This is a genomic window from Amycolatopsis sp. TNS106, assembly GCF_019330265.1.
Taxonomy (GTDB): domain Bacteria; phylum Actinomycetota; class Actinomycetes; order Mycobacteriales; family Pseudonocardiaceae; genus Amycolatopsis; species Amycolatopsis lurida.
Window position 1 is genome coordinate 6,038,961 of the sequence record NZ_CP024972.1, and the last position, 15,849, is coordinate 6,054,809.

Genomic DNA, 15,849 nt, shown 5'->3' on the forward strand with positions numbered 1-15,849 from the left:
TCACCTGTCCGTGTTCATTCAGTTCGACGGCGGGTTGGTGCCGTACGGGTCCCAGTTGCCGTCCGGGCCGGTGCCGGGACGGGGCGGGACCGGCGCCGTGATCGGCTTCGGCTTCGGGGTCGTCTCTTCGAGGTCTTCGGTGGCCGTGGCCTCGTCGTCGACGGGCGCGGTGTTGGTCTCGGTCGTCATCGGGTGTCCCTCATTTCCTCGACTGCTCCATAGGACGCAATGAGGCTGCCACCAGATACACGCAGAGCCAGCTTTTTCGCGGAAATTTCTTAATCTGTGGCAGGCGGGTGACCTGATCAGCGTTTTTGCCCGGAAATGGTGTCGCTGAGTAGCCGTCGGCTCACGTCCGCGAGTTGTTCGGCCCAGCGCCGGTAGCCCTCGGGGCCGGGATGGAAACGGTCCTCGGCGAAGGTCGCCGGGTCCAGCATCGCGGCGGGCATCGGGACGTGGACGACACCGGGCAGCAACCCCAGCCGCGCGGCCGCGGCGTCGAGGACGGCCGACCGCGCGCCGAGGACGTCCCGCAGCGGACGCGGCAGCGAGGGGAACCGGCCCATCGGCGGCACGCCCGCGAGCACCACCGGCACCCGGCCTGCCCGGCGCCGCACGGCGACGACGAGATCGAGCAGGTCGCGCCGGTAACGAGTGGCCGAATGCAGTTCGATCGTGTCGTTGACACCCAGCGCGATCACCACGAGGTCGGCGGGTTCGAGCAGCGGCAGCAGTTCCTCGCGCGCCACGCGCGCGTTGGCGCCGGTCTTGCCGATGGCCTGCCAGGCGACCGCGCCGCCGTCCCGCGCGAGTTCGTCCGCGAGCCGTCCGGTCAGCGCCTCGGCGTGGGTGGCCGCACCGACGCCGTCCACGGTGGACTCGCCGAGCACCGCCAGCCGCAGCGGACGGCCGTCGCCCTTCACGAGTCCGGTGACCGGCCCTTCGGCACCGGGCAGCCTCGGCGTCGTACGGCGCACCCGGACGGCTTGCGCGAGCAGGATCGGGGCGAGCACCACCGCACGGCTGATCACCCCGCGACCCTACTTCCGCGTTTCGTCATCCGAACGCGATCGTTGCGCACGCAACAACCGCTTTCAGCGGACGAAACGCGGGGTGTCAGCCCTGTGCGATCGAGACCGTCTGGCGGACGAGCGAGTCGTCCGCGGCCGCGCGGAGCAGGTAGTCGGCGACGTCGGCGCGGTTGATGCTGTAGCTCCCGCGGACGTTGCCGTCGGTGCGGGCGGCGATCGCGCCGGTGTGCGGCCCGTTCAGCAGACGCGGCGGGCGCACGATCGTCCAGTCGAGATCGCTCGCGCGCACGATCCGCTCGGCGGCGACCATGTCCGCGAAGGCGTGCCGGAGGACCTTGCCGAGGATCGGCTTGACGACGTTCCTGGTGAAGAAGGCGTCGCCGTCGACGAACGGGCCGCTGGCACTCACCAGGAGCAGCCGCCGCGTGCCCGCCGATCCGAGCGCGGCGATCGCGGCGTGCGCCCCGTCGGTGACGATGGTCGTCGGGTTGCGGTCGCGGGAGCCGAGGGCGGAGATCACCACGTCGCGCCCGGACACGGCCTCGGTCAGCACGCCGTGCTCGGACAGCTGGGCGACGACGACCTCCAGCAGTTCGCCTTCCGCGTCCAGACGGGACGGGTCGCGGACGACCGCCGTGACGTGGTGCCCCGCGGCCAGTGCCTGCTTGACGACTTCGGAGCCGACCCCGCCCGTGGCACCGAGAACAGTGAGCTTCATGGTCACGCCTTCCTGGGTTAGTGAACACTCACCCACTATGGTGAGTGTTCACCCACCACTTGTCGAGCGAACGCTGAGAAGCCCTCAGGAGCGAATATGGGAAGCCGCGAGGAGATCGTCGCCGCGGCGGCGAAGGTGATGCGCGAGCAGGGTTACGCGCACGCCACGACGAAGGCCATCGCACGGGCGGCGGGCTACTCCGAGGCGTTGCTGTACAAGCATTTCAAGGACAAGACCGAGATCTTCATGAGCGTGCTCACCGAGCGGCTGCCCGCGCTCGGGACGACCTTGGACGAGCTGATGAGGTCCGCGGCGGACACGTCGCTCGCGGAGAACCTCGCCCGGCTGGCACGCGTCACGCTGTCGTTCTACCTGGAGAGCTTCCCGATCGCGGTGTCGCTGTTCTCCTCGCGGGAGCTGCTCGCGACCCATCGGGACCAGGTCATGAGCCGGGCGGGCGGGCCGGACGTCCCGCTGGTGCGCGTCTCCGCGTACTTGGGCGAGGAGGCCCGGCTCGGCAGGGTTCGCGAGGACGCGGATCTGGACGCGGCGGCGTCACTGCTGCTCGGGGCCTGTTTCCAGTACGCGTTCCTGGCGTCCTTCGACGACCGTGAGCCGCCCTCGGAAGAGCTGGACGAGTGGGCGAAAAGGCTCGCGGGCACGTTGGTGGTCGCGGTGACCTCGTGAGTGGCTAGGACGGTTCTAACCGTCCTAGCCACTCACGAGGCCCAGCACCTACTTGCCCTTTTCGGCCCGCATCTCGTGCCACTTCGCGTACATGTCGTTGAGTTCCTTGATCATGAAGCTCAGGAAGTCCCGCATCTCGGCGACCCGCTCGCCCGCCGGCGTGTCCTCGCCCAGCGCCGAAACGCCCTCGTCGGCCGCGTCGCGCCACATGGTGATCATGCGGTCGCGTTTCATGAAGGTGGCGTACCAGAGGTCGTCGAAGAGCCGGTAGTGGTCGCGGCGCGAGCCGGGCTCGCGTTCCTTGGCGACCAGCCCGATCTGTTCCAGGTATCGCACGGCCCCCGAGATCGCGGCGGGGCTCACCGAAAGCTGGTCGGCCAGCTCGGCCGCGGTGAGGCGGCCGGCGTCGGTGGTCATCAGCGCGGCGAACACCCTGGCGGGCATCCGCTGCATCCCGATCTGGGAAAGCGTGAGGCCCAGGTGCTCCACGTAACGGCGGACGGCGTCCTCGTCTCTCTGGGTGCTCGAAGCACTCTCAGGCGTCGTCGTCATGGACACATCCTCTCCTACGACCCCCAGAGTGATCACACCGTCCATACGTTTTCTTAACTTCACAACTTCGTGAAATCACTGTACCTTCAGCTTCATGGAAAACGCCATCTCCATCTCCGGCCTTCACAAATCCTTCGGCCGGACCAAGGCTTTGGACGGCCTTGACCTGCAGGTACCCGTCGGGGAGGTGCACGGTTTCCTCGGCCCGAACGGCGCGGGGAAGTCGACCACCGTCCGGGTCCTGCTCGGCCTGCTCCATGCGGACTCGGGCGACGTCCGCCTCCTCGGCGGCGACCCCTGGAAGGACGCGGCGAGCCTGCACCGGCGCCTCGCCTACGTCCCCGGCGACGTGAACCTCTGGCCCAACCTGTCCGGCGGCGAGGTGATCGATCTGCTGGGGCGGCTGCGGGGTGGGCTCGATCAGCGCCGCCGCAAGGATCTGATCGAACGGTTCGACCTCGACCCCAGGAAGAAGGGGCGCACCTACTCCAAGGGCAACCGGCAGAAGGTCGCGATCGTGGCCGCGCTGGCCTCGCACGTGGACCTGCTGATCCTGGACGAGCCGACCTCCGGCCTCGACCCGCTGATGGAGGCCACCTTCCAGTACGCGATCCAGGAGGAACGCGAGCAGGGCCGCACGGTGCTGCTGTCGAGCCACATCCTCGCCGAGGTCGAGGCGCTCTGCGACAAGGTCAGCATCATCCGCAACGGGCACACCGTCGAGACCGGCACGCTGGCCGAGCTCCGGCACCTCACCAGGACGTCGATCTCCGCCGAGCTCGCCGGCCCGCCGAACGGGCTGACCAGGCTGGAGAACATCCACGACCTCAAGGTCGAGGGCAACCGGGTCCGCTTCGACGTCGAAACCCGCTCCCTCGACGAAGCGCTGCGTCAGCTCACCCAGGTCGGCGTCCGCAGCCTGACCAGCCAGCCGCCGACGCTCGAAGAACTCTTCCTCCGTCACTACACCACCGAAGCGAGCGCGAAATGACCGCGACGCTGGAGCGCCCGGTGACCGTTTCCGGGCCGTCGCACGGACTCGTCGGCACCTGGCATCTGACCAGGCTGGCGCTGCGGCGGGACCGGATCGTCCTGCCGATCTGGGTCGTCCTGCTCGGGATCATGCCCTCGACGTCCTCGGGGACGTTCGAAACGCTGTACCCGACGGCCGCCGAACGGGCCGGGCTCACCGCGAGCATGGGCGCGAACCCGTCGCTTTCGCTGATCTACGGACCGGCCTTCGACCTTTCGACCGCCGGCGGGTTCACCGCGTGGCGGCTCGGCGGGTTCCTCGCCCTGATCGCCGGGCTGATGGCGGTCTTCACCGTCACCCGGCACACCCGCGCCGAGGAGGACTCCGGCCGCGCGGAACTGCTGGCCTCCGCGGTGGTCGGCCGCTACGCCCTGCTGACCGCGGGCGTGCTGGTGTCCGCCGGCGCGAGTGTCCTCATCGGACTCGTCGAGACCGGGCTGATGATCGGCGCGAAGCTGCCCGTCGGCGGCTCGCTCGCGCTCGGCGCCGCCACCGCGGTGACCGGGCTGGTCTTCACGGCGATCGCGACGGTGGCCGTCCAGGTCGCCGAGTACGCGAGGACGGCCAACGGGATCGGCGCCACCGCCGTCGGGGTCGCGTTCCTGCTACGTGCCGTCGGTGACTCGACCTCGGACGCGACGTGGGTCTCCTGGCTTTCCCCGATCGGGTGGGCGCAGCAGATCCGGCCGTTCGCCGGTGAGCGCTGGTGGGTGTTCCTGCTGCCGCTGGCCGCGACGGTGGTCGTCGGCGCCGCTGGGTACGCGCTTCTTCCGCGGCGTGACGTCGGCACCGGCATCATCCCTCCGCGTCCAGGGCCCGCCGAGGCGGCGTCGTCGCTGCGCAGCCCGTTCGCGCTGGCGTGGCGGCTGCACCGGGGTCCGTTGATCGGCTGGCTGGTCGGCACGGCGGTCTGCGCCGCGGTGTTCGGCTCGGTGGCGAGCGGTATCGGTGACGTCGTCGGGGAAAGCCGGCAGGCGAAGGAGATCTTCCAGCGCCTCGGCGGCACGGACGGGCTGATCGATGCCTTCATGGCGGCGATGGCCGGCCTGTTCGCCATGGTCGTCGCGCTCTACGGCGTGCAGTCCGCCTTGCGGCTCCGCGCCGAGGAGACCGCCGTGCGGGTGGAGCCGCTCCTCGCGACGAGCGTGGGCAGGATGCGGTTGCTGGGGAGCCATCTCGTGTTCACGTTCGGCGGCACGGCGCTGATGATGGTGGTCAGCGGTGTCCTTTTGGGACTGTCGAACGGGATGCGGGCGGGCAGTGTCCCCGACTCGGTCGGGGACATGGTGCTCGCTTCGCTGGCGCAGCTTCCCGCGGTGTGGGTGATCACCGGCCTCGCCGTGACGCTTTTCGGGCTGGCGCCGAAACTCTCGACGGCGGCGTGGGCGATCGCCGGGCTGGCGTTGCTGCTCAGCCTGTTCGGCCCGGTGCTGAACCTGCCGCAGGCGGTCGTGGACGCCTCCCCGTTCTCGCACGTTCCGAAACTGCCCGCCGCGGAGTTCACCGCGACACCGCTGGTCTGGCTGACCGGGGTCGCCGTGGTCGCGCTCGTGGCCGGGCTCATGGGCTGGCGGCGCAGGGACGTCGGCTAGCCACAGGGGATGACCGTGGAGGCCGTTCATCGGGGGCGGCCTTCACGGTCCTTGCCGTACTTCGCCGCCGGGCGTCACGACCAGTTTCGCGACCGGCACGCCGTCTCCGCACGCTTTGTTTATCGGATAGGCGATCACCGGGGTGACGTCGAGGACATAGGGCTTTCCGTTGTCGAGGGTCACCGTGGTCCGGACCGGCGTGGTCGGCAGGCCCCGGGTCGGGATGAAGACGCGCTCGCCACCGGGCGCGGATTCGGTCACGCAGGTACCGGCCCAGCACAACTCCAGCGACACACGGGTGACACGGGCGGCCACTTCCGGCGGGATGGCGAGGGATATCCCCTCGCTCAGCCCGATGGCCGCACAAGCGTTTTCGCCGGGATGGCACGCGGTCAAGGACGCGAGCAAGAGCACGAAAACGGGGAGCCGCCGCATACCCGGACAGACGGCGCGAGGGGCCGCCCGGGTTGCCTCAGTCGATCCGGAATCCCGTGGTCGTGCTGGGCGGCAGCTCCGTCGAGGTGGGTGAAGGCGTCACGGTCTTGGTCACCGTGCGCGGCGCCGGCGTCCTGGTGCGGGTGACGACGAGCGGTTCCGGCGCGCTGCCAGGCACGGTCACCGTGACCGGCCCGACCGAACGGGACGTCGTGACCGGGGAAGGGGTCGTGCCGACTTCGTACACGCGGCGCTGCGGCTCGCGTCCTGCCACCAGGAGGGCGGCGACGAGCAGCCCGGTCGCCAGGCCGGCGATGGCCGCGACCGTGACGGAACCGGCGGTGGGACCTTGACCGAACATCCGGCACCCCCTCGCCGTGCGAAGCGCAGGTACGAGGACTTCTCGCGTTGATCTTACGTTTTGTTACGTAACGTGCGCAAACCGTCGACAATGATCCGCACGAGATGACGCTCTTCGAGTGAGTACCGTTCGGCGGCGAGGCATCCGGCGATCAGGGCGCGCAGGTCGTCGCCGTCGATGTCCTCGCGGACCGCGCCCGCGGCCTGCGCCCTGGCCAGCAGCGCCTGTGACGCCGCCCGGAAGTCGTCGCCCGCGCCCGCCTTGAACCCCAGCCCGGTCGTCTCGGCGAGCGCGTCGCAGAGTGCCCGGTTGCGCGACGCCTGCTGGACGACGCGTTTGAAGAAGCCGAAGAACGCTTCACCGGGGTCTTCGGCGGTCAGCAGTTCGCGCGCTTCCGCCGCGAACTGTTCGAGCCGGTCCACCACGACGGCCTGGAAGAGCGCTTCCTTGCTGGGGAAATGCCGATAGACGGTGCCCGCGCCGACACCGGCGATACGGGCGATCTCGTCGAGGGGGACGGCGAGGCCGTCGACGGCGAAGGCCTCTTCAGCGGCCGCGAGCACCTTCGCTCGGTTGCGGCGCGCGTCGGCGCGCAGCACTGGCTTGTCCACTGTTCCCCTCCTCGAACCGGGTCCGGCGTTCCGATTCAACGCCGCCGCCGACGAGGGCATTCCTCACTGCACCGCGGTCTGTGTGCCCTCCGGCGGGAAAAAGCCCTGGACGGTGGTGAACAGGTACTCCCAGACCCCGGGGATCAGCACCACCGCGGCGACCGCGAACACCGGGAAGATCAGCCGGTTCTCCACGTTCTTGCCGGTGCGGAACCGCAGCGCCTTCGGCGGCCGGATCTCGTACCAGGTCTCGCCCGCGATGGGGATCGGGAACAGGAACGGGCAGCCGGACTCGGTCAGCGCGTCGCCGAGGCAGTGCACGAAGCACCCGGCCGCGACGGCGATGCCGAGCCAGCCGGAGATCTCCGCGAGTTGCGCCGCCTTGTCCGGCGGCGCGGTCCACACCCACCAGCCCACCGCGGCGCCGCTGACCGGCAGGAGCCAGTCGCCGAGCGCGCCTTCCGCGAGCAGCAGGCCGAGGACGACGACACCGAACACCGCCCACGGGCCGCCTTCGGCCGTACCCCAGGAAGTCAGGAAGCCGAGACCGACGGCGAACAGCACGGTGTGCGAGAGATGGCGGTGCTTACCGGTGACCTTCTCGTCCCGAGGCCCCTTGGTCAGCGCGTAGAGGGCCGCCGAAACCCGGCGGAGCAGCCAGGAGATCGCTCCGGTGAACCAGCCGAGCAGCTTCGACGCGCGGGCGCCCGGGTGGTCGAGATCGGGCAGGAGGGCGAATCCGGCCGTGGTCGCGGCGAACACGACCGCTTGGTGCACCGTGCCCGCCCCGACGACGGGTGCGAGCGCGAGGCCCGCGCACCAGCCGGTCAGGGCATGCGTCCGCCCCATCATCGTGCTGCCCCCAGGTGTCGCGGATCACGAGCCCACGACCGTAGCGGGGGATCAGGCGGGGGGCTCTTCCGACACGCTGAGGTGCTCGGCGACGCCGGTGAGCTCGATCACTCGGCTCACCTGCGGGCTGGGCACCAGTTCGAGCTCGACCTCGTTCTCGGCGGCCTGACGCTGTGCCTGGAGCACCACGTTCAGCGCCGAGGAGTCGAAGAACGTCACCCCGGTCAGGTCGGCGACCACCCGACCCGACGGTTTGTCCGTGATCAGGGCCCCGAGGGTCTCCTGGAGCTGCGGGCTCGTCAGCAGGTCGAGCTCACCGGTGACCACCACACGCTGTTCAGACGCCTCGGCGTCCAGCGTGATGCTGAAACCGGGCGGCGTGGTGTTCTGGTCCGCTGCGGGCATGCACATTCTCCTCATCAGGTGAGAACCGACGCTCAGCGCCGGAACGCGCCTGTGGTCTCAAGCGACGGCCGCGCCCAGTCCGGACACGGACGCACGCTCTTCTTCGGCGGGTAGGCGTGGCTGTCCCCGCAACGACAGTCCCAACCCTAACCCAGTACGGACGGGGCGCCACGATCGCCGTCTCGCGCGTCGCCGACCGGTGCCCGGGACGCGCTCAATGCGCGGTCAAGGCCTTGCGCTCGGCGCGGCGCTCGCGGAGGAACAACTCGCGGCGCTCGATCTCGCCCAGCCCACCCCAGATGCCGTACGGCTCCTGCACCGAGAGCGCGTGCTTGCGGCACTGCGCCAGCACGGGGCAGGTCTGGCAGATGGCCTTGGCCCGCGACTCGCGCCGCTCGCGGGCCGAACCGCGCTCGTTGTCCGTGTGGAAGAACAAGCTGCTGTCGGCGCCTCGGCACGACCCACGGAGCTGCCAATCCCACTCTTCCGCCACCACGTTCGGCAGCCGGCTCACGTCAGCCATGTCGGTCCCCGCCTTCCCAGGAGATCGTTTGTCGCCGGTTACATGCCCGCCCCTTGCACGGCTCAAACGTGGGTTTGGTTTGCTCACACCCAGGGCATCTGACCGATCGGCAGCGCAGCTCGAGAGAGGAACACACGTGGTGGACAACACCCCGCCCAGCGGGGAGGGCGCTCAACTCATCGAGGTACGCACGGCCGCGGTACCGCACGTGGTACCGACACTCCGGACGATCGTCGCGGACATCGCGATGCGCCAGGACTTCGACCTGGACGCCGTCGAGGATCTCCGGATGGCGGTGGACGAGGCGTGCTCCATGCTCCTCCCCTCGGCCGCCGACGGGCACCTGACCTGCGTTTTCTCGTGGAAGGACGGGCGGATCGAGGTGACCGTCTCGGTGCTTTCGGACTCTCCGGAACCCGACGACGAGACAGGTCTGTCCTGGCAGCTGCTCACCGCGCTGGCGACGTCCGCGCGGCGGAGTGTCACCCCGGCCGATGGTGGCTACCTGTCCAGGGTGGAGCTCATCCGGGAGAGCGAGGCGGCCCGGCCGTGACCGAACCCGTCGAGCAAGACGGCGCGGACGTCCCGGCCCTGTTCGAGCGCATGTGCGCGCTGCCCCAGAGCGCTCCCGAACGCGAAGCGCTGCGCGACGAGCTGGTGCGCACGCACCTCGAACTCGCGCGCAACCTGGCACGCAAGTTCCGCAACCGGGACGAGTCGATGGAGGACCTGGTCCAGATAGCGACGATCGGGCTGATCCACGCCGTCGATCGGTTCGATCCCGGGCAGGGCAGCGATTTCCTGGCCTTCGCGGTCCCCACCATCTCCGGCGAGCTGCGCCACCACTTCCGCGACAACAGCTGGTCGGTGCGAGTGCCGCGGCGGCTCAAGGAGCTGAACGCGAACATCTCGGCCGTGCGCGAGGAGCTGACGGTCCGGCTCTCCCGCGCGCCGAAGCCCAGTGAGATCGCCGCCCATCTCGGCGTTCCGATCGACGAGGTCTATGAAGGTCTCCGTGCCGGCCAAGGCCGGTACGGCGCCTCGCTGGACAACCTCCTGGAGAACTCCGCGCACACCCGCTTCGGCGAGGCCGACGCCAATCTGAGTCAGGCGGAGCTGCGTGAGGCGCTGCGGCCGATGCTGGAACGGCTGCCCGACCGTGAGCGCAAGATCGTCGCGCTGCGGTTCGGGTCCGGGATGAGCCAGTCGGATATCGCCCGCCGTGTCGGGGTTTCCCAGATGCAGGTGTCGAGGTTGCTGGCCTCCACGCTCAAGAAACTGCGTGAAGGACTGACGGAGACGGAACTCACGGACGGAGTCTGATTCGACCTCGGCGCTTGTGGGTATCTGGGAGGCGAACAGCGGATCTGGGAGTCTCTCGTGAGGGGAGGTGCGGAACCATGACGATGTCCAAGACACGATCGGAGGGCTCGTTGCCGGTGGTCTCCCTCCCTCTGCCGGTCGCTGTGACGGCACCCGCCGTCGCGCGGCAGGCGGTGCGAGCGACTTTGGCGAGCTTCGGTGTGGACGGCCCGGCGGTCGACGACGTCCTCCTGGCGACCTCCGAGCTGGTCACGAACGCCTTCGAGCACGGGGAGAAACCGGACAGGCTCGAAATCGAGTACTCCGACGGCAGGCTCACCCTGCGGGTCTTCGATTCCGGATCGGAGCGGCCGAAGCTGAAGGAGCCGTCGCCGATGGCGGCGCGCAGCCGCGGTCTCCAGCTGGTGCACGCGTTGTCCGACGACTGGGGCCACGAGCTCTGCTCGGGCGGCAAGTACGTGTGGGCCGTGTTCAGTCTCGATCGGGCCGACGCTTCAGCTTGAGCGCGGCGTCGGTTTCGGCGATGCGTTCCCGGAGCGATTTCCGCTCCAAGGCCTCGACGGCGGCGACCAGCACCTCCCTGAGCGGATACGGCAGTTCGGCTTCCAGCTGCGCGGCCGCGGCGCTGGTCGCCGCCCACTCGGCTTCGAGTGTCGGCATCAGGCGCCGCGTCTTCTCGGTGAGCGAAACGATCCTCTGCCGGGCGTCGGCGCCGGGCCGGAGCGAGACGAGGTCCTGCCGCGCCATCTGCGCGATCGTCTGGCTGGCCGCGGAATGGGTCACGCCGACTTCGGCGGCGAGGTCGCGGATGGGCGACGGTCCGTGCGCGACTAGAGCGCGGACGAACGGCGTGAACCGCGGGCGGTAGTCACCCAGCCCGATGTCCTCGAAGAACGCGGCGACGTCCGCCTCGGTCACTTCGAGGACGTGCCTGAGCAAAGTGCCCATCCCTCGTTCGCGCGGCGGCCTCCCCACCAGCGGATCATAACGACATAATCGCCGGATGACGCCCGAAGAGCTGCTGACGACCACCCGGACCGTCCGTAAACGACTGGACCTGACCCGGCCGGTGCCTCTCGAACTGGTCAAACACGCCCTGCAGGTGGCGTTGCAGGCGCCGAGCGGGTCGAACACGCAGCGCTGGCACTGGCTCGTGATCACCGACCCCGGGCAGCGTGCCGAACTCGGCAAGCTGTACCAGCGGGCGTGCCGCGAGTACCTGGCTTCCCCGCACGCGGCCGGGAAACTGTTCGCGGACGACCCCCAGCGGTCGAAGGTGCAGAAGCGCGTCGGCTCCAGTGTCGAGTATCTGGCCGACAAGATGGGCGAGGTGCCCGTGCACGTCATCCCGTGCTTGGAGACGAGCAGCGCCGAACTGCCCGCCGGCAACCAGGCCGGGCTGTGGGGGAACCTGCTGCCCGCGGTCTGGAGCTACATGCTCGCGGCGCGGGCCGTCACGCTCGGCACGGCGTGGACGACGCTGCACCTCGCGTACGAGAAGGAGGCCGCGGAGATCCTCGGCCTGCCGGACAACGTGCACCAGGCCGCGCTCATCCCCACGGCGTTCTACACCGGTGACACCTTCAAACCCGCCCCGCGTCAGCCGCTCGAAGAGGTCATGCGGCTGGACCGCTGGTGAGATAGGACTCCAGCCGGTCCGCCAGTTCCTTGGGGTGACTCAAGGGCACGGAGTGCGGGCCGTCGATCTCGTCGGGCGCGAAACCGAGCCTGTCCTGGACGACCCGGCGTTGGAACTCTGGCGTGAAGAAGCGGTCTTCGCGCCCGATGAGCACCTTCGTCGGGACGTCCGGCCACTCGTCCAGCGGCCACGGCTGTCCCCATTCGGCGCTGACCTGGTTCCGGCCGTGCGAGCCCGCCTCCGCGACGATGTCCGCGGGGACGCCGTTGAAGAACTTCTCCTCGTCGGTGAGGCCCTCCGCGTCCTCGAAACCCGTGTTGCCCCACCAGTCCCCCGGCGTCTCGCCCGGTTTCGGGATCATCGGGGTCAGCAGCACGAGCAGCCGCGCCGAAAGTTTCCCGGCGACGATCGGCGCGGTGAAGCCGCCGTAGGAATGGCCCAGCACTACCAGGTCCTCGCGGTCGCCGATCGCGTTCACGACGGCGTCGACGTGTTCCGGGAAGCCGGCCTTCTCGTCGTCGATCGGCAGGTTCACCGCGACGACGTCGTGCCCGCGGCCGGTCAGCTCCGCCTCGAGGAGGTGGAAGTCCCAGGCGCTGCCGCCACCGCCGTGGATCAATACGAAGGTCGCCATCGCCCCAGCCAACCCGAATCCGGGCGGATCAGCAACGACCGAGCATGTCGCTGAGCGCGCTCTTTTCGGCGGTGGTGATCGTGAGGCCGTAGTAGTGCTTCACGGTGATCCAGTCGGTGGCGTAGGTGCACCAGAACGACACGAGCGGCGGCTTCCACTGGTCCGGCGCCTTGTCGCTCTTCTCCTGGTTGACGTTGTCGGTGACGGCGAACAGCTGCGGCCTGGTCAAATCGTTCGCGAACTGGCGCCGTTTCTCGTCGGTCCACGACTTCGCGCCGCTGACCCAGCTCTGCGCGAGCGGGACCATGTGGTCGATGTCGACGTCGGTCGGCTTCGTCCAGGTCTCGCCGTCGTAGATGCTCGTCCAGCTGCCGGAGGTCGGGGCGCAGTCGGAACCAGCCTTGACGTCCTTGCCGTCACGCTTGAGCACGAACTCGCGGGTGTTGCAGTTGTTCCCCTGGTTGTCCCAGTGCGGGTACTTCTTGCGGTCGTAGCCGTCCATCGAACCGCGCGGCGCGACGGTGAGCTCGTCCAGTTGCTTGCGCGCGTCGGCGGCGCTCGCGGGGTTGGCGGGCTTCGGCTGCAACGCGTCGCCCTTGCCGCTCACGAACCAGAAGACCGCCAGTACGACGGCGGCGAGGGTGATCAGCAGGAGCAGCCGCTGAGCCGTGGTCATCTGGCTGGTACGCGTGGCCACCGCACGGTTCCTCTCGACGGGGGTTGGGGAGCGCCAAGTATCGCCGCGATGGGCGGGGAAACCCGGTGCGACACGGCGATGACACCCGGTAGTTGTTGTCACATCCGGGTCCTGAGCAGCGACTACCCCAGGGACGCTGCCGGAAGGAGCGGGCTTGTGGGCGCCGAAAAACGTAAGTGGAACACCCGGGTCGACGACTATCTGAACCGGAAGGCCGCGGAACGCGGACACGTGATCGCCATGGCACGTATGGGATCCACCGCGCTGGAGCGCGGCGATCTCGACGAGGCGGAGGCGTGGTTCCGGAAGGCCGCCGAGGGCGGGGACAGGGTCGCGATGGGCAACCTGGCGCACCTCCTGACCGAGCGCGGCGTGCCGGAACAGGCCGAACGCTGGTACCGCGAAGCCGCGACGGCCGGTGATTCGCAGGCCATGTCGCATCTGGGAAATCTCTGCGCGCGCCGAGGTGATTCCGACGCCGCCGAGAACTGGTGGCGACGGGCCGCCGAAGAGGGCCGCGTCGAGGCGATGGCGGAACTGGCGCGGGCGCTGCACCGGCGCGGTGAACTCCAGGAGGCCGAGTACTGGGCGGGCGAGGCCGCGGAGGCGGGCAACGTCGAAGGGATGATCACGCTCGGCGCCGTGCTCTGCGACACCGGACGGACGGCCGAAGCGGATCCCTGGTGGCGCAAGGCGAGCGAAGAGGCCGACGCGACGTCGCTGATCAAACTCGGCCGCCAGGCCCAGCAACGCGGCGACCTCACGCGTGCCGAAAGCTGCTATCACGCGGCCGCGGCCGCCGGCGCCCCCGACGCCGCCGTCCGCCTCGGCCTGGTGCTGCACCGGCGCGGCGAACTCGACGCCGCCGAACGCTGGTATCTCAAGGCCGCCAAACGGGGCGACGCCGCCGCGATGACGAACCTGGGTGTGCTGGCCAACGACCGGAACGATCCCGGCGAGGCCACCGCCTGGTACCGGAAGGCCGCGGAACTCGGCAGTGTTCCCGCGTACACCAACCTCGGCAGGCTCGCCGCCGACCACGGGAACTTCCAGGAGGCCGAGCACTGGTTCCGCGCGGCCGCCGACACCGGCGACCAGGCGGGGCGGCGGGATCTGGAGGAGCTGTACCGCAACCGTCAGCGGTACTAGCTCTGCCAGTTCCGCATCGCGGCGAACCCCTCGCGCAACCGTTGGAGTTTGCGGCTGCGGTACGGGTCCTCGCCGTCGTCGAGCCGCCACCGCTCCTCGACGCCGGCGCGGAACACCGCGAGCCCCTCGAAACCGAGGCCCGCGGTGAAGTCCGCGATGTTCACGTCGACGCGGCCGGAGCCGTCGAGGTCCAGCCGTAGCAACCACTCCGCGAGCTCCTTGGGCTCCGGCGGCGAATCGGCGCAGGCCTCCGCGTACAACGCGAGCGCTCCCGACACCTCGGAACCGAGCGCGCCGAACGAGTCCTCGACGAAGTCCAGCGCCTCCACCACCAGCTCGATGACGCGGCACAACAGCGGCCCGTCCATGAGTTCCCTGACGGTCGCGAGCACCTCGCGCACCTTCTCGGTGTACGCGACCGTGCCCTGGAAACCGACGAAACCACGCAACCGCAACGTTCCCTCGACGTGCCGTCGCAACGCGTCGAGGTCGCCGCGGCCCGCCTTGAGCGAGAGTTTGCGGAACAGGACCGGGTCCTCGTTCGCGTGCCCGACGAGCAGCTCGATCAGCTCGGCGCGGTCCAGGGTCTCGACGTACCCTCGGATGTCGGCCGCGCCGCCGTCCGCCACACCCTCGAGGACCAGCAGCCCGACGGCCACGCAGTGCTTGCAGAAGAAGCCGTCCGCCGCGTGCGGGCAGGAGCACTCGCCGGCCAGCTCGCCGTCGACGTTGCGCAACCGGACCGTGTACCGGTCGGTGCCGCTGACCACCGCCGTGACCCCGCCCGCGACGTCGTCCAGCGTCTCGACCGACTCCAGGTACTTGGCGCCGCGCGCGAAGGAGACGTCACCGGCCTGCCTGCGGAGTTCGTCCTCGCTGAACCACGTCACCGGCCTATTCTGCGCCTTGGCCCGGCGGCCCGAGGAACAACCCGCCGCTCGCCTCGATGACCTGCCCGGTCACCCACCGGGCGTCGTCGGAGGCGAGGAACGCGACGACGTCCGCCACGTCCTCCGCGGTGCCGAGCCTCCGGTGCGCGGTGAGGGTTTTGATGGCTGCCTCCAGCTCCGGGGTGAAGATCCGGCCGTTGTCCGCGGTCCTGGTGGCGCCCGGCGCGACGACGTTGACCGTGATCCCGCGCGGTCCGAGCTGGTGGGCGAGGGTGCGGCTCATCGTCTCGAGCGCGCCCTTGGTCATCGCGAAGGACGTCTGGGCGGGGTTGGCCATCCTGGTCGCGACCGACGAGACGTTGACGATGCGGCCGCCGTCGTTCAGCGGGGCTCGCTGGATGAGGAAGTACGGCGCCTTCACGTTCACCGCCATCAGGCGATCGAAGCTTTCGGGCGTGTCCGTCTCGATCGGGCCCGCCGGCTGGGCGGCCGCGTTGTTGACCAGGATGTCCAGGCTGTCGATGCCCTCGAGGGCTTTGTCGACTCCCGCCATGGTCGACAAGTCGGCCTGACTGCTGTCTTGCCTCAAGACGGTCATGCCGTCCTGCTCGAGCCTCCGCGCGATCGCCGCGCCGATCCCCCGCGACGCCCCGGTCACCAATGCCGTCTTCATGCGCACCCCAGATGTTAGTGACTAGCACTTTGATAGTGTCTACC

General features: G+C 69.5%; 23 protein-coding genes. 8 read left to right on the forward strand and 15 right to left on the reverse strand.

All coding sequences use genetic code 11. The features are described from left to right. Positions 1–18 precede the first annotated feature (18 nt). The 3 genes from CVV72_RS27500 to CVV72_RS27510 form a co-directional block, all read right to left on the reverse strand. The gene (locus CVV72_RS27500) at positions 19–189 is read right to left on the reverse strand and encodes a hypothetical protein (RefSeq protein WP_219146391.1); all 171 of its coding nucleotides are present in this window, start codon (positions 187–189) and stop codon (positions 19–21) included. 116 nt (positions 190–305) lie between these two features. Further along, positions 306–1,031, reverse strand: coding sequence for an SGNH/GDSL hydrolase family protein (locus tag CVV72_RS27505; protein WP_219146393.1), 726 nt, complete (start codon positions 1,029–1,031; stop codon positions 306–308). Positions 1,032–1,116: 85 nt separating this feature from the next. Further along, positions 1,117–1,749 carry an NAD(P)-dependent oxidoreductase gene (locus CVV72_RS27510; RefSeq protein ID WP_219146395.1) on the reverse strand — a complete coding sequence of 211 codons (633 nt, stop codon included), beginning with the start codon at positions 1,747–1,749 and terminating at the stop codon, positions 1,117–1,119. Between the two features lie 96 nt (positions 1,750–1,845). Between CVV72_RS27510 and CVV72_RS27515 the strand changes: the two genes are divergently transcribed. Further along, positions 1,846–2,436 carry a TetR/AcrR family transcriptional regulator gene (locus CVV72_RS27515; protein ID WP_219146397.1) on the forward strand — a complete coding sequence of 197 codons (591 nt, stop codon included), beginning with the start codon at positions 1,846–1,848 and terminating at the stop codon, positions 2,434–2,436. A 48-nt stretch (positions 2,437–2,484) separates the two neighbouring features. Here the strand turns inward: CVV72_RS27515 and CVV72_RS27520 are convergent, their stop codons facing one another. After that, a complete protein-coding gene (locus CVV72_RS27520; protein ID WP_192747577.1) occupies positions 2,485–2,988 on the reverse strand; it encodes a GbsR/MarR family transcriptional regulator in 504 nt (167 codons plus the stop codon). Positions 2,989–3,082: 94 nt separating this feature from the next. Here CVV72_RS27520 and CVV72_RS27525 point away from each other — a divergent pair, with 94 nt between their 5' ends. Both CVV72_RS27525 and CVV72_RS27530 read left to right on the forward strand, forming a co-directional pair. Continuing rightward, positions 3,083–3,979: an ABC transporter ATP-binding protein gene (locus tag CVV72_RS27525; protein WP_219146399.1), complete on the forward strand. Its 897-nt coding sequence runs from the start codon at positions 3,083–3,085 to the stop codon at positions 3,977–3,979. Then, positions 3,976–5,613 (forward strand): ABC transporter permease, encoded by a 1,638-nt coding sequence (locus CVV72_RS27530; RefSeq protein ID WP_219146401.1) that lies wholly within the window; start codon positions 3,976–3,978, stop codon positions 5,611–5,613. Before CVV72_RS27525 ends, CVV72_RS27530 begins: the two co-directional genes overlap by 4 nt. 42 nt (positions 5,614–5,655) lie before the next feature. On the opposite strand, the gene CVV72_RS27535 is transcribed toward CVV72_RS27530, so the two are convergent. The 6 genes from CVV72_RS27535 to CVV72_RS27560 form a co-directional block, all read right to left on the reverse strand. Next, positions 5,656–6,048, reverse strand: a complete 393-nt coding sequence (locus CVV72_RS27535) for a hypothetical protein (RefSeq protein ID WP_219146403.1) — start codon at positions 6,046–6,048, stop codon at positions 5,656–5,658. Between the two features lie 37 nt (positions 6,049–6,085). After that, positions 6,086–6,409 (reverse strand): hypothetical protein, encoded by a 324-nt coding sequence (locus CVV72_RS27540; protein ID WP_219146405.1) that lies wholly within the window; start codon positions 6,407–6,409, stop codon positions 6,086–6,088. 53 nt (positions 6,410–6,462) lie between these two features. Further along, on the reverse strand, positions 6,463–7,020 hold the full coding sequence (locus CVV72_RS27545) for a TetR/AcrR family transcriptional regulator (RefSeq protein WP_219146407.1): 558 nt from the start codon (positions 7,018–7,020) through the stop codon (positions 6,463–6,465). 63 nt (positions 7,021–7,083) lie between these two features. Further along, on the reverse strand, positions 7,084–7,869 hold the full coding sequence (locus CVV72_RS27550) for a metal-dependent hydrolase (RefSeq protein WP_219146408.1): 786 nt from the start codon (positions 7,867–7,869) through the stop codon (positions 7,084–7,086). Positions 7,870–7,923: 54 nt separating this feature from the next. Beyond that, entirely contained in the window at positions 7,924–8,277 is a 354-nt protein-coding gene (locus tag CVV72_RS27555) for an STAS domain-containing protein (RefSeq protein ID WP_219146410.1), read from the reverse strand. Between the two features lie 214 nt (positions 8,278–8,491). Beyond that, positions 8,492–8,800, reverse strand: coding sequence for a WhiB family transcriptional regulator (locus CVV72_RS27560; RefSeq protein WP_034319872.1), 309 nt, complete (start codon positions 8,798–8,800; stop codon positions 8,492–8,494). Positions 8,801–8,936: 136 nt separating this feature from the next. Between CVV72_RS27560 and CVV72_RS27565 the strand changes: the two genes are divergently transcribed. From CVV72_RS27565 to CVV72_RS27575, 3 genes are all read left to right on the forward strand, one after another. Then, positions 8,937–9,353 carry a Serine-protein kinase RsbW gene (locus CVV72_RS27565; protein WP_005149761.1) on the forward strand — a complete coding sequence of 139 codons (417 nt, stop codon included), beginning with the start codon at positions 8,937–8,939 and terminating at the stop codon, positions 9,351–9,353. Beyond that, the gene (locus tag CVV72_RS27570; RefSeq protein ID WP_219146413.1) at positions 9,350–10,123 is read left to right on the forward strand and encodes a SigB/SigF/SigG family RNA polymerase sigma factor; all 774 of its coding nucleotides are present in this window, start codon (positions 9,350–9,352) and stop codon (positions 10,121–10,123) included. Before CVV72_RS27565 ends, CVV72_RS27570 begins: the two co-directional genes overlap by 4 nt. Before the next feature lie 77 nt (positions 10,124–10,200). Further along, positions 10,201–10,626, forward strand: coding sequence for an ATP-binding protein (locus CVV72_RS27575; RefSeq protein ID WP_219146415.1), 426 nt, complete (start codon positions 10,201–10,203; stop codon positions 10,624–10,626). On the opposite strand, the gene CVV72_RS27580 is transcribed toward CVV72_RS27575, so the two are convergent. Then, positions 10,595–11,071: a MarR family transcriptional regulator gene (locus CVV72_RS27580; RefSeq protein WP_219154161.1), complete on the reverse strand. Its 477-nt coding sequence runs from the start codon at positions 11,069–11,071 to the stop codon at positions 10,595–10,597. The genes CVV72_RS27575 and CVV72_RS27580 overlap by 32 nt on opposite strands. 55 nt (positions 11,072–11,126) lie before the next feature. On the opposite strand from CVV72_RS27580, the gene CVV72_RS27585 reads away from it, so the two are divergent. Further along, positions 11,127–11,762, forward strand: a complete 636-nt coding sequence (locus tag CVV72_RS27585) for a nitroreductase family protein (protein ID WP_219146417.1) — start codon at positions 11,127–11,129, stop codon at positions 11,760–11,762. On the opposite strand, the gene CVV72_RS27590 is transcribed toward CVV72_RS27585, so the two are convergent. Next, on the reverse strand, positions 11,740–12,396 hold the full coding sequence (locus CVV72_RS27590) for an alpha/beta fold hydrolase (protein WP_219146419.1): 657 nt from the start codon (positions 12,394–12,396) through the stop codon (positions 11,740–11,742). The genes CVV72_RS27585 and CVV72_RS27590 overlap by 23 nt on opposite strands. 28 nt (positions 12,397–12,424) lie before the next feature. Beyond that, positions 12,425–13,093, reverse strand: coding sequence for an HNH endonuclease family protein (locus tag CVV72_RS27595; protein ID WP_038507695.1), 669 nt, complete (start codon positions 13,091–13,093; stop codon positions 12,425–12,427). A 156-nt stretch (positions 13,094–13,249) separates the two neighbouring features. On the opposite strand from CVV72_RS27595, the gene CVV72_RS27600 reads away from it, so the two are divergent. Further along, complete coding sequence (locus CVV72_RS27600) at positions 13,250–14,242, forward strand: tetratricopeptide repeat protein (RefSeq protein WP_219146421.1); 993 nt, start codon at positions 13,250–13,252, stop codon at positions 14,240–14,242. On the opposite strand, the gene CVV72_RS27605 is transcribed toward CVV72_RS27600, so the two are convergent. Together CVV72_RS27605 and CVV72_RS27610 are read right to left on the reverse strand one after the other, a co-directional pair. Further along, entirely contained in the window at positions 14,239–15,132 is an 894-nt protein-coding gene (locus tag CVV72_RS27605; RefSeq protein WP_219146422.1) for an SWIM zinc finger domain-containing protein, read from the reverse strand. The genes CVV72_RS27600 and CVV72_RS27605 overlap by 4 nt on opposite strands. Before the next feature lie 4 nt (positions 15,133–15,136). After that, complete coding sequence (locus tag CVV72_RS27610) at positions 15,137–15,805, reverse strand: SDR family oxidoreductase (protein WP_219146423.1); 669 nt, start codon at positions 15,803–15,805, stop codon at positions 15,137–15,139. Positions 15,806–15,849 lie beyond the last annotated feature (44 nt).